Annotated in this window: 11 protein-coding genes; 7 read left to right on the forward strand and 4 right to left on the reverse strand. The window is 56.1% G+C overall.

The annotated features are described in order from the left end of the window. Positions 1-7 precede the first annotated feature (7 nt). Positions 8-1,393 carry a cysteine--tRNA ligase gene (cysS, locus tag AC5JPW_RS08945; RefSeq protein WP_494239672.1) on the reverse strand — a complete coding sequence of 462 codons (1,386 nt, stop codon included), beginning with the start codon at positions 1,391-1,393 and terminating at the stop codon, positions 8-10. Between the two features lie 172 nt (positions 1,394-1,565). Between cysS and ppiB the strand changes: the two genes are divergently transcribed. From ppiB to purK, 4 genes are all read left to right on the forward strand, one after another. Then, on the forward strand, positions 1,566-2,060 hold the full coding sequence (gene ppiB, locus AC5JPW_RS08950; protein ID WP_494239673.1) for a peptidylprolyl isomerase B: 495 nt from the start codon (positions 1,566-1,568) through the stop codon (positions 2,058-2,060). 2 nt (positions 2,061-2,062) lie between these two features. Continuing rightward, positions 2,063-2,785 carry a UDP-2,3-diacylglucosamine diphosphatase gene (gene lpxH, locus AC5JPW_RS08955; RefSeq protein ID WP_494239674.1) on the forward strand — a complete coding sequence of 241 codons (723 nt, stop codon included), beginning with the start codon at positions 2,063-2,065 and terminating at the stop codon, positions 2,783-2,785. Positions 2,786-3,122: 337 nt separating this feature from the next. Continuing rightward, positions 3,123-3,632, forward strand: coding sequence for a 5-(carboxyamino)imidazole ribonucleotide mutase (gene purE, locus AC5JPW_RS08960; protein ID WP_494239676.1), 510 nt, complete (start codon positions 3,123-3,125; stop codon positions 3,630-3,632). Next, positions 3,629-4,696, forward strand: a complete 1,068-nt coding sequence (purK, locus tag AC5JPW_RS08965; protein ID WP_494239677.1) for a 5-(carboxyamino)imidazole ribonucleotide synthase — start codon at positions 3,629-3,631, stop codon at positions 4,694-4,696. Before purE ends, purK begins: the two co-directional genes overlap by 4 nt. A gap of 243 nt (positions 4,697-4,939) precedes the next feature. Here the strand turns inward: purK and AC5JPW_RS08970 are convergent, their stop codons facing one another. The 3 genes from AC5JPW_RS08970 to AC5JPW_RS08980 are packed head-to-tail and all read right to left on the reverse strand — an operon-like array spanning position 4,940 to position 8,821. Next, on the reverse strand, positions 4,940-5,833 hold the full coding sequence (locus AC5JPW_RS08970; protein ID WP_494239679.1) for a carbamate kinase: 894 nt from the start codon (positions 5,831-5,833) through the stop codon (positions 4,940-4,942). Positions 5,834-5,884: 51 nt separating this feature from the next. Continuing rightward, positions 5,885-7,144 (reverse strand): YlbE family protein, encoded by a 1,260-nt coding sequence (locus tag AC5JPW_RS08975; RefSeq protein WP_494239681.1) that lies wholly within the window; start codon positions 7,142-7,144, stop codon positions 5,885-5,887. Between the two features lie 9 nt (positions 7,145-7,153). Continuing rightward, complete coding sequence (locus tag AC5JPW_RS08980) at positions 7,154-8,821, reverse strand: acyl-CoA synthetase FdrA (RefSeq protein WP_494239683.1); 1,668 nt, start codon at positions 8,819-8,821, stop codon at positions 7,154-7,156. Between the two features lie 311 nt (positions 8,822-9,132). Between AC5JPW_RS08980 and allD the strand changes: the two genes are divergently transcribed. From allD to allE, 3 genes are read left to right on the forward strand one after another with little or no spacing between them, the layout of a single operon-like run. Next, the gene (allD, locus tag AC5JPW_RS08985; RefSeq protein WP_494239685.1) at positions 9,133-10,182 is read left to right on the forward strand and encodes an ureidoglycolate dehydrogenase; all 1,050 of its coding nucleotides are present in this window, start codon (positions 9,133-9,135) and stop codon (positions 10,180-10,182) included. Between the two features lie 23 nt (positions 10,183-10,205). Continuing rightward, on the forward strand, positions 10,206-11,441 hold the full coding sequence (gene allC / locus AC5JPW_RS08990; RefSeq protein WP_494239687.1) for an allantoate deiminase: 1,236 nt from the start codon (positions 10,206-10,208) through the stop codon (positions 11,439-11,441). A gap of 9 nt (positions 11,442-11,450) precedes the next feature. Next, on the forward strand, positions 11,451-12,236 hold the full coding sequence (gene allE / locus AC5JPW_RS08995) for a (S)-ureidoglycine aminohydrolase (protein ID WP_494239689.1): 786 nt from the start codon (positions 11,451-11,453) through the stop codon (positions 12,234-12,236). The last annotated feature ends 98 nt before the right edge of the window (positions 12,237-12,334 follow it).

Consider the following 12,334-nt stretch of genomic DNA (forward strand, 5'->3'; position numbering starts at 1 on the left):
CAAAAGATTACTTACGACGCCAGGTCGTCCCCTGCGCACCGTCTTCCAGCACAATACCCATCTCGTTCAGACGATCGCGTGCCGCATCTGCTGCTGCCCAGTCTTTCGCTTTACGCGCGTCCAGACGCTGCTGAATCAGCGCTTCAATCTCCGCCACTTCACCGTCATCCGCCTGCGCACCGCTTTGCAGGAACAGATCCGGCTCCTGCTCCAGCAAGCCCAGCACGCCAGAGAGCTTACGCAGATGAGAGGCCATCGCGTTCGCAGCCTGTGCATCTTCGGTTTTCAGGCGGTTCACTTCACGCGCCATATCAAACAGCACGGAATAGGCTTCTGGCGTATTGAAGTCATCGTCCATCGCTTCAATGAAACGCGCTTCAAAGGCTTCGCCACCTGCCGCAGCCACCGAAGTGTCGGTCCCGCGCAGTGCCGTGTAGAGACGTTCCAGCGCAGAACGCGCCTGCTTGAGGTTCTCTTCGCTGTAATTCAACTGGCTACGATAGTGGCCCGACATCAGGAAGTAACGAATCGTCTCCGCGTCGTAATACTTCAGTACATCGCGCACGGTAAAGAAGTTACCCAGCGATTTAGACATCTTCTCACGGTCAATCATGACCATGCCGGAGTGCATCCAGTAATTCACGTACTCGCCATCATGCGCGCAGGTAGACTGAGCGATTTCGTTTTCATGGTGCGGGAACATCAGGTCAGAACCGCCGCCGTGAATGTCGAAATGGTTGCCCAGCTGTTTGCAGTTCATCGCAGAACATTCAATATGCCAGCCCGGCCGACCTTCGCCCCACGGGGATGTCCAGCTCGGCTCGCCGACTTTGGACATCTTCCACAGCACGAAGTCCATCGGGTTGCGTTTAACATCCACCACGTCAACGCGGGCACCGGCCTGCAACTGATCGAGATCCTGGCGTGAAAGCTGACCGTAGTTCGGATCTGTCGGCACGGAGAACATCACATCACCGTTATCCGCAACATACGCATGCCCACGGGCAATCAACTGTTCAGTGATTTCGATGATTTCATGAATATGGTGCGTCGCACGCGGTTCAAGGTCCGGGCGCAGGATATTAAGTGCATCAAAATCTTTGTGCATTTCGGCGATCATGCGATCCACCAGCGCAACAAAGTTTTCGTCGTTCTCATTAGCACGCTTGATGATTTTGTCGTCAATATCGGTAATGTTGCGCACGTATTTCAGCTTATAGCCGATAAAACGCAGGTAGCGGGCAACAACGTCAAACGCAACGAAAGTACGGCCATGGCCGATATGACAGAGATCGTAAACAGTAATACCACACACGTACATGCCGACTTCCCCGGCATGGATAGGTTTGAATTCCTCTTTTTGGCGCGTCAGTGTATTAAAAATTTTTAACATCGAAGATTCCATGTAGACGTGTGTGAACAGTTTGTTCCGTATGATACCCATAATTCGTAACGGAAGCAGCACCGATTGCAAGGTGATCCCACCTCTCGGTTATGCTATAACAAGCGACTATCTCTGACCCCTATCGGGTTTGCGCACCACACTATCGGAACAGGATGCAAAAATGGTTACTTTCCACACTAATCACGGCGATATCGTAATCAAAACTTTTGATGACAAAGCGCCTGAAACAGTTAAAAACTTCCTGGACTACTGCAGCGAAGGTTTTTACAACAACACCATTTTCCACCGTGTCATTAACGGCTTTATGATTCAGGGCGGCGGCTTCGAGCCGGGCATGAACCAGAAAGAGACCAAAGACCAGATCAAAAACGAAGCCAACAACGGTCTGAAAAACACCCGTGGTACGCTGGCAATGGCCCGTACTCAGGCTCCGCACTCCGCTACCGCGCAGTTCTTCATTAACGTAGCAGACAACGACTTCCTGAACTTCTCCGGCGAAAGCCTGCAGGGTTGGGGCTACTGCGTCTTCGCAGAAGTGGTTGAAGGTATGGACGTGGTCGACAAAATCAAAGCGGTTGCGACCGGTCGCAGCGGCATGCACCAGGACGTGCCGAAAGAAGACGTTGTGATTGAAAGCGTGACCGTTAGCGAGTAATCGTGGCGACACTCTTTATCGCAGACCTTCATCTGCAAACAGAAGAACCGGCGATCACCGCCGGTTTTCTGCATTTTCTGCAAGGCGTTGCCCGTGAGGCCGACGCGCTCTACATCCTGGGCGATCTGTTTGAAGCCTGGATTGGCGACGACGATCCTACCCCGCTTCATCGGGAGATCGCGGCTGCCATCAAAGCAGTCGTCGACAGCGGCGTTCCCTGCTACTTCATTCACGGTAACCGTGACTTCCTGCTCGGCAAACGCTTTGCCCGTGAAAGCGGCATGCAGCTTCTGCCAGAAGAGCAACTGCTCTCTCTCTACGGCCGCAAGGTGCTGATTATGCACGGCGATACGCTTTGTACCGACGACGCAGGTTACCAGGCGTTTCGCGCCAAAGTGCACAAGCCCTGGCTGCAAAGGCTATTTCTTGCCTTACCGTTGTTTGTTCGCCAGCGCATTGCCGCCAAAATGCGCGCCAGTAGTAAAGCCGCCAACAGCCATAAATCTGTGTCGATCATGGATGTGAACCCCGACGCTGTAGCAGCGACTATGGGTAAACATCATGTGCAGTGCCTGATCCACGGCCACACCCACCGCCCGGACGTTCACGAACTTATTGTTAACGACAAGCCCGCCATTCGCGTAGTGCTCGGTGCCTGGCACACCCAGGGCTCAATGGTGAGCGTCACCGCCGACGACGTTGAGCTCAGCCATTTTCCCTTCTGAGAAGCGTCGGACATGCTCCTGCGTCTACCAGGGCCGGTTGTAGAGTCCCTCTTGTTCCCCCCGTTGCTGATGCGCCTGACGGTTAAACAGATGCAGTCTTTTGATACCGCACTCCACCAGCAAGCCAGACGCGAGCATCGTAGTACACCGGGGGGCCAAATTAACGGCACTATTGATACACCAGTGGGGACACTGATGCCGCGCATTTTCTTTTTTTAACGGACAACAGGTTCCACTGCTCATCGCTACGCAACCGTTTTCCTTGCCGATTTTCCATGCTATTCTTTGTGCCCTCAAAAGCTGTTCGTAGTCACCTCCACAGGAGTTTTCTTAACGCATGTCTTCTGCTAACCAACCGGCGCGTATCGCCATTGTCATGGGATCGAAAAGCGATTGGGCGACCATGCAGTTCGCCACCGAAATCCTCGATATCCTGAATGTCCCGCACCACGTTGAAGTCGTCTCCGCGCACCGCACCCCCGACAAGCTGTTCACCTTCGCCGAAAGCGCCGAAGAGAACGGTTTTCAGGTGATCATCGCCGGTGCTGGCGGCGCGGCACATCTGCCGGGCATGATTGCAGCGAAAACACTGGTTCCAGTGCTGGGTGTACCGGTACAAAGTGCTGCGTTAAGCGGTGTCGACAGCCTCTATTCTATCGTCCAGATGCCACGCGGTATTCCGGTTGGCACGCTGGCGATTGGCAAAGCGGGTGCAGCGAACGCCGCCCTGCTGGCCGCGCAAATCCTCGCCCAGCATGATGCTGAACTGCATCAGCGTCTGACCGAATTCCGCCGCTCACAGACCGACGAAGTGCTGGAGAATCCGGACCCACGGGGTGCGGCATGAAACAGGTTTGCATCTTAGGTAACGGTCAACTGGGGCGGATGCTGCGCCAGGCCGGTGAGCCTCTAAGCATTGCCGTCTGGCCGGTCGGGCTGGATGCCGATCCGGAAGCCGTGCCCTTTGCCCAGAGCGTGATTACCGCTGAGATTGAACGCTGGCCGGAAACCGCGCTGACGCGTGAACTGGCGCGCCACCCTGCGTTTGTGAACCGCGACGTGTTCCCGATCATTGCCGACCGCCTGACGCAAAAGCAGTTGTTCGACAAACTCGGGCTTGCCACTGCCCCCTGGCAGTTGCTGGCAGATAAAAGCGAGTGGGCTTCCGTCTTCAATACCTTGGGCGAACTGGCGATTGTGAAACGCCGCGTCGGCGGTTACGACGGTCGCGGTCAATGGCGTCTGCGCGCAGGTGAAACCGACCAGCTGCCGGACGATTGCTACGGTGAATGCATCGTTGAGCAGGGGATTAACTTCTCCGGCGAAGTCTCTCTGGTAGGCGCTCGTGGGCACGACGGCACAACGGTGTTTTATCCGCTAACCCATAACCTGCATCAGGACGGCATTCTGCGCACCAGCGTGGTCTTCCCGAAACCGAATACAGAGCAGCAGAAGCAAGCCGAAAGCATGCTGACGGCCATCATGAACGAACTGAACTACGTGGGCGTGATGGCGATGGAGTGCTTTATTACTCCGGCAGGGCTGCTGATTAACGAACTGGCACCCCGCGTCCACAACAGCGGTCACTGGACGCAAAACGGCGCGTCCATCAGTCAGTTTGAGCTGCACCTGCGCGCAGTGGTGGATTTACCGTTGCCTCAACCGGTGGTCAACAGCCCGTCCGTGATGATCAACCTGATTGGTAGCGGTCTGAATTACGACTGGCTGAAGCTGCCGCTGGTGCATCTGCACTGGTACGACAAAGATGTACGTCCGGGTCGTAAAGTGGGTCACCTGAATCTGAATGATGACGATAACGGTCGTCTGAGCGCGACTCTGGAAGCACTGGTCCCACTGCTGCCGCCGGAATATGCCAGTGGTATTGCCTGGGCCCAGGCGAAACTCGCCTGATTGAGTAAACCCGGCGCTGCCCGGGTTAAACACCCTCACCTCAGCCTTCTCCCTGAGGGATCCCCACAAAAAATGCGAGCACGATCGGTCCCCTCTCCCCGAGGGAGAGGGCCAGGGTGGGGGAAAATGCGGCTCTGAGGTTAATTCCGTTCACCTTACGTGCAACGTTCCCATGAAGCCTCTCCACACGTGAACGTGCAAGGGAGGCTCGCCGTGTACTGAACCCCACAAAAGTCACCACGCCTACCCCTGAATACAGGTTCCCGCCTCTCCGGCCAGTGTCTCTTCAATGCGGGTTAACGACCCAATCCATGCCGGTTTTCCTTTGCGTTGCACATAACCGCTAACCGCCGCCACTTTTGGCCCCATAGAACCATCGGCTTTGGCGAACGGCGCGAGTTCCGCAGGTGTCGCCTGGCGAATTGCCCGCTGCTGTGGCGTGCCCCAGTTTTCATACACTGCGTCGGCATCGGTCAGAATGATCAGTCCATCTGCGTCGATCTGTTCAGCCAGCAGCGCCGCCGCCAGATCTTTATCGATCACCGCTTCTGCCCCTTTCCCGCACTCGGTCACCGGCACCCCACCGCCGCCGCTGCAAATCACCAGGTGTCCCTCTTTAAGCAGCAACTCTATCGCCCCACTCTCCTCAATGCGCCTGGGCTGCGGTGACGGCACGACCCGGCGCAGGTATTTCCCGTCGCGTTTCATCTGCCAGCCGCAACTGGCCTCCAGCTCAGCCTGCTGCTCAGGCTGATACACCGGCCCAATGTATTTTTCCGGGGAGGTAAAAGCCGGGTCATTTTGCGCCACTTCAATGCGCGTCAACACCGTGGTGATGGGCGGCATATCCGGCTCTTTTGCCAGCCGCTGTGCCAGCATATAACCGATCATGCCCTGACTTTCCGCCACCAGCACATCCAGCGGCCAGGGCTCCACATCCTGTAACGCCAGATTTTGCAGCGCCAGTAACCCCACCTGCGGCCCGTTGCCGTGCACAATGGCAAGGCGATACGTGCGTGCCAGTTTTGCCAGCGCCGGAACGGCACTGTCAATATTGCGATATTGGTTTTCTACGGTCAGCGCTTCCCCGCGCTGCAGCAATGCGTTGCCACCGAGGGCAACTACCAGCGTTTTCATGAACATTCCTTTTGATGGCCCGACCGGAGAACCCGGCCGGGTAAGGGGCGATTACTGCACGCCCATGGCTTCTGCGAGAGCTTCCAGCGCCAGCTCAAAACAGGCCAGCGGCGCGCGAACGGTGCCCGCGCCAATCTGCCCGATGCCCGCTTCTTTATGAGCAATTCCGGTGTTGATCAGCGGCGTGATGCCGGTTTCCACCACCCGACGCACGTCCAGTCCTAAACAGGCCCCCTGGAAATCCCAGCCCGGGATCTGCAACTGCATGTTGCGTTCAAGGAAAATCTCCGCCATCTCTTCAGAGACGGATTTCGCCGCTTCCATGCCGCCTGCGCCGACAAAACGCGTAACGCCGGGAGCCGCAATCATCGCCGCACCACCGATACCGAAGGTTTCCGTAATCGCACTGTCGCCCATATCCGGGTTTGCCAGATCCTGGCTAAATCCGGTGAAGAACAACCCCTGCGGTGTATTCACCGGGGCGGTAAACCAGCGCTCACCCAGGCCGCTGACGCGAATACCGAACATGTCACCGTTGCGGGTCATCGCCGTCACAATACTCCCCGCGCGTACCTGAGCCCCAGCGTCCATGGCCGCTTTGCAGGCCGCCATCGCCAGATTGAGGAAGAACTGATCGGTGATGCTGAGAAAATCCATCACCTCTGCCAGCTCTTCTTTGTTGTGCTCAAGGCGGGTAATGTGTGGGGCCAGGGCGCGCATCAACAGCGCCGAGGTGGCGATGTTGCGCTGATGGAACTCATCTCCCATGGTGATGCCCTGGGCCATCATCGCGCTCAGATCGATACCGCGGTCCATCCGGCTCAGTGCCGCACTCAATACTGGCATCAGGACATCACGCATCCAGCGCAGACGCGTCTGCACATCCTCGCCGTACGCACCAAAACGCATGACTTTGCCGATACCTTCATTCAGGTTGCAGTAAGCGCGATTCCCTTCGGTGATGTTTTCCACCACCAGCATCGGCATACTCGCCGAAGTAATGCCGCCCATCGGCCCGACCGCATTGACGTGGTGGCAAGGTACGAAAGTGACCTTTCCCCCTTCCAGCAACGCCAGCGCAGCCTGCTCATCCTGCGCCCAGCCTTCGAAAAGCGCCGCGCCAATACAGGCCCCTTTCATCGGTCCGGTCATCTCCTGCCAGCGCATCGGCGGCCCGGCGTGGAGCAAGGTTTTACCCTGATTCAATACGCTGATTACCGACGCTGCGGGTTTCACATCCAGCCAGTGCGGACGCGCGCCACGGATTTTTTCAATTACTGCGGTGTTGGCTTGAGCCACTGATGTAAACATTGGAACCTCTTATTGCAAACGTTCGAGTAAACGAGCCAGTTTCTTGTTACCACCCGCCACCGGGGCCCACTGGAAATGAACAACCGGCGTGCCGGCAGCCTGAAGATCAACGGCAAAACTGCGCAGCCCGGCATTGACCACCGCCACGCCATTCAGCAATGCAGCCGGTTTGCCTGAAGGCTTAACAGGGGCTGAACGGCTGAGATTAACCGCAAGCAGGGCCGCTTCCGGCAAGGTGCTGACGACCACGATGCCCGCATCTTCGAGGGTGGCAATTTGTGCCGAGCGGCACTGCGGGTCGCGTTCGGTGCCGGTAACAGTGGCAATCGCATGAAGGGGATTGTCCGGATCGCGCCCGGCGCAGGCCTGCTGATACGCCTCGACCAGCGAGGCCGCCGGATCGGCGGTTGCCCCATAGCCAATCACCACATCGAGCAGTAGCACGCGCACGGTTGGCGTGGTAGCAAGCCCGGCAATCAACTGGTTACGTAATGAGGGGTCGATCATCGGGTGCGGTCGACCCACGGTGTAGAAATCATCGCCCAGGTCAATGACCTGGTGCCCCATCGCGTCAAGCATCATGCCGTGATGGTGGGCGGCATCGGGCGCGACACCGAGGTGGCTGGCGAGCAATCCCGCCGCTTCAGCCGCCAGCGTGCCTCCGGTATAGAGGCCGCGGATCGTCCCGCCGGTGCTGGCAGGCAGCATGTTCTGGCGGGAAACCACCCGCGCCAGTAAGCAGGCCAGCCGTGCAGCTTCGTCAATGGTCGCCGCAAACCAGATGTTTTCCTCGCGGGCACGCGGTGCATGGTAGCCAAGAAACAGCGCAACGACCGGTTTGTCGCTGGCCTTCATCACCGAAACAATCTGCTCGCGGACTGCATCGGCAGGCGGTTTAGAGACAAATGCCAGCACCTGACTCGGTGCATCGTTTGTCAGCATCTCCAGCGCCGTTATGGCGCTGATGCCCCCCACTTCGGCACTCAAATCGCGCCCACCCAGACCTATCGCATGAGTGACCCCTTCTCCGCCCAGCGCGATTTGCGAACACAACTCCTGAATGCCGGTACCGGATGCACCCACCACGCCAATGCACCCTTCCGGCATCACGTTGGCGAAGGCCAGCGGCGTGCCCGCAATCATGGTGGTGCCGCAGTCCGGCCCCATCACCAGCAGGCCTTTGTCCCGGGCGCGGCTTTTCAGGGCAATTTCGTCTGCCAGGGTCACATTGTCGGAGAAGATCATCACGTTCTGCTCACGATCCAACGCCTGATGCGCCAGTTCCGCCGCGTATTCGCCAGCGACGGAAATCAAGGTCAGATTGGCATTGGGCAGCTTCTGACAGGCGCTTTCCCAGCGCCGCGCCTGCGGCAGCGCCTGGCTTGATCCCGCCCCCTGAGCCAGCGCCTGCAGCGCATCGTCCAGCTGCTGTAGAATAAGCGCGGTGATGCCATCGTCATCCGCATCGGTTCGAATCGCCACACAGATGTCGTTCGGGGTGGCGGTGTGAAAATCGTCATGCCAGAAACCGGTGGTTTCGAGCAGCGATTTGTTGGCAGGCGTACCCATCATGACTGATACATCATCCACTTTTTCCGCGGCACTGAGTTTGCGCGAAATAAGCATTAAACTGACTGAGTCCTGAAAACATCCTTTTTTTATAAAGGCGTGGATCATAACGTCTCCTCAATAATTGCACCCATTGCAATTTAACGAGCCTTGCTGATTGATATTTACGTTATCCAGCAACGAGGCTTATTTGAGTGACACTCATCACACTTGAATTATTAACAAAAGAATTTAAACAGTACTGGTATGATTGCCAATTATTTCTAAATCCCGTTTATTTAAAACCACCCAATTAATTAATGGCGATTATCAAATAAATTCTAACTATATATTTTCACCGACACAGATCACAAATCAGGTTTATTTTCCCGGTATGTTTAGGGCAGTCATGCTTCACACCGCCGTCAAAAGGAAGACAGATGAGAGTCAGTCGGGAAACACTCCATCAGCTTATCGAGAATAAGCTGCATAAAGCCGGGCTTAATCGTGAGCACGCCGCCACTATTGCAGAAGTATTAGTTTTTGCCGATGCCAGAGGCATTCACTCCCACGGTGCAGTACGCGCTGAATATTACGCCGAGCGTATTGCGAAAGGGGGGACCAATCGTCACCCCGAATTTCGTTTCGAACAGACTGGCCCCTGTACCGCCATCCTCCATGCCGACAATGCTGCCGGCCAGGTGGCGGCAAAAGCGGGGATGGAATTTGCTATCGACATAGCACAAAAACAGGGTGTGGCGGTCGTCGGCATCAGCCGCATGGGCCACAGCGGCGCTATCTCTTTCTTTGTGCAACAGGCCGCACGCGCCGGGCTGATTGGCCTGTCGGTCTGCCAGTCCGACCCGATGGTTGTGCCCTTTGGCGGAGCGGAAATTTACTACGGCACGAACCCGTTAGCCTTTGCCGCACCGGGCGAAAACGACGATATCGTGACCTTTGATATGGCCACCACCGTACAGGCCTGGGGCAAAGTGCTGGACGCCCGTTCACGTAATGAAAGCATTCCGGAAGGTTGGGCGGTCGATAAGCATGGCGCGCCGACCACCGACCCGTTTGCCGTGAACGCGCTGTTACCCGCGGCAGGCCCGAAAGGCTACGGGCTGATGATGATGATCGACGTGCTCTCCGGCATTCTGCTCGGTCTGCCGTTTGGTCGTCAGGTCAGTTCCATGTACGCAGATTTAGGTGCAGGACGTAATCTGGGACAGTTGCACATTGTGATTAACCCGAATTATTTCACCTCGGACACCCTGTTCCGCCAGCATTTAAGCCAGACTCTGCGCGAGCTGAATGATATCCCTCCCGCCCCTGGTTTTAACCAGGTTTATTATCCAGGGCAGAATTTAGATATCAACGAGAAAAACTCAGCGATTAATGGCATCGATATTGTTGATGATATTTACGATTATTTGGTTTCCGATGCGATATATAACCAATCCTATGAAACCAAAAGTCCTTTTGCTCAGTAACTTTTATCCTACAGGAATTGACCATGGTAAATACATTTCGCAGTGCGATTGAAGAAACGCTTCCCTGGCTCTCATCCATTGGTGCTGATCCAACGGGTGGCATGACCCGCTTACTTTATTCTCCGGAGTGGCTGGAAACCCAGCAAAAATTAAAACAGCGAATGACCGATGACGGTTATCAAACCCACTTTGATGACGTCGGCAATTTATATGGCCGTCTCGAAGGAAGTCGCTACCCCAATGAGGTTGTCATTAGCGGTTCGCATATTGATACCGTGGTCAACGGCGGCAATCTCGACGGCCAGTTTGGCGTGCTCGCCGCCTGGCTTGCCACTCGCTGGCTGAAAGAGACCTACGGCGCGCCGCTGCGCAGTGTTGAAGTGCTGTCGATGGCAGAAGAAGAAGGCAGCCGCTTCCCGTATGTCTTCTGGGGCAGTAAGAACATTTTCGGCCTCGCCAGGCCAGAAGAGATGAAAAACATTCAGGACGCCAAAGGGATTAACTTTGTCGATGCCATGAATGCCTGCGGGTTCACTTTGCCAACGGCTCCTCTGGCCCCGCGCCAGGATATTAAAGCCTTTGTCGAACTGCACATCGAACAGGGCAGCGTGTTGGAAGCGAACAAGCAGTCGGTCGGGGTAGTGAATGCGATTGTCGGCCAGCGCCGCTATACCATCACGCTGGAGGGGGAGTCCAACCACGCAGGCACCACGCCGATGAGCTACCGCCGCGATACGGTGCAGGCTTTCAGCCGCATTTGCTGCGAGTCGATTGCCAAAGCCAACGCGCACGGCGACCCGCTGGTGCTGACTTTCGGTAAAGTCGAACCACAGCCGAATACCGTCAACGTGGTACCAGGCAAAACCGTCTTCACCCTCGACTGCCGCCATACCGACGCACTGGCGCTGCGCAATTTCACCGAGCAGTTAGAGCACGACATGCGCGCCATCTGCGCCGGGATGAACATCGGTATCGACATTAACCTGTGGATGGACGAAGCGCCGGTTCCGATGAGCAAAGAACTGGTCGCTACCCTCGCCGCCCTTTGCGAGAAAGAGAAGATTAACTACCGCCTGATGCACAGCGGAGCCGGTCACGATGCGCAGATTTTCGCGCCACGCGTGCCGACCTGCATGATCTTCATGCCGAGCATCAAGGGGATCAGCCATAACCCGGCTGAAGCCACCCACATCGATGACCTTGCCGAAGGGGTCAACACACTGGCGTTAATGCTGCACAAACTTGCCTGGCAGGAATAAGAGGGATTTATGGGATATCTGAATAACGTGACGGGCTACCGTGACGATTTACTGGCGAACCGCGCCATTGTGAAACACGGTAACTATGCGCTGCTGACGCCGGACGGTCTGGTGAAAAACATCATCCCGGGCTTCGACAACTGCGATGTGACTATTCTGTCCACACCGAAGCTGGGCGCAACCTTTGTTGATTATCTGGTGACCTTGCACCAGGGCGGCGGTAACAGCCAGGGCTTTGGCGGCGAAGGCATTGAGACCTTTGTGTATGTGATTTCAGGCAAAATGAAAGCGCAGGCGCAGGATCATACGTTCTCGTTAAGCGAGGGGGGTTATCTGTACTGCCCGCCGGGCGTGGTGATGACGTTCAGCAACGATCAGGCCGCCGACAGCCAGTTGTTCCTGTATAAACGCCGCTATGTGCCGGTTGAAGGGCATGCGCCGTACCTGGTGTCCGGTAACGTCAGCCAGCTTGAGCGCATTCATTATGAAGGCATGGACGATGTCATTCTGATGGATTTCCTGCCCAAAGAGCTGGGTTTCGATATGAATATGCACATTCTGTCGTTCGAACCGGGTGCCAGCCACGGCTACATTGAAACCCACGTGCAGGAGCACGGCGCGTATATTCTTTCCGGCCAGGGGGTATACAACCTCGACAACCACTGGGTGCCGGTGAAAAAAGGTGATTACATCTTTATGGGCGCGTACTCCCTGCAGGCCGGTTATGGCGTCGGGCGCGGCGAGCCGTTCAGCTATATCTATTCGAAAGATTGTAACCGGGACGTAGAGATTTAATACCCTCGCGAACCGTCACAATGTTCAGGTGTACCGGGGGGTAACCCTGAATAACATTAGAAACTGAAGCTTAGCTATGTTGGATTTGCCACGGTGAA

This window comes from Phytobacter sp. (genome assembly GCF_059074235.1).

Coding starts and splice junctions, on each gene's coding strand:
- AC5JPW_RS08970 (WP_494239679.1), bottom strand. CDS start 5,833: ATGAAAACGCTGGTAGTTGCCCTCGGTGGCAACGCATTGCTGCAGCGC.
- AC5JPW_RS08980 (WP_494239683.1), bottom strand. CDS start 8,821: ATGATCCACGCCTTTATAAAAAAAGGATGTTTTCAGGACTCAGTCAGT.
- ppiB (WP_494239673.1), top strand. CDS start 1,566: ATGGTTACTTTCCACACTAATCACGGCGATATCGTAATCAAAACTTTT.
- cysS (WP_494239672.1), bottom strand. CDS start 1,393: ATGTTAAAAATTTTTAATACACTGACGCGCCAAAAAGAGGAATTCAAA.
- allC (WP_494239687.1), top strand. CDS start 10,206: ATGGTAAATACATTTCGCAGTGCGATTGAAGAAACGCTTCCCTGGCTC.
- AC5JPW_RS08975 (WP_494239681.1), bottom strand. CDS start 7,144: ATGTTTACATCAGTGGCTCAAGCCAACACCGCAGTAATTGAAAAAATC.
- purE (WP_494239676.1), top strand. CDS start 3,123: ATGTCTTCTGCTAACCAACCGGCGCGTATCGCCATTGTCATGGGATCG.
- allE (WP_494239689.1), top strand. CDS start 11,451: ATGGGATATCTGAATAACGTGACGGGCTACCGTGACGATTTACTGGCG.
- allD (WP_494239685.1), top strand. CDS start 9,133: ATGAGAGTCAGTCGGGAAACACTCCATCAGCTTATCGAGAATAAGCTG.
- purK (WP_494239677.1), top strand. CDS start 3,629: ATGAAACAGGTTTGCATCTTAGGTAACGGTCAACTGGGGCGGATGCTG.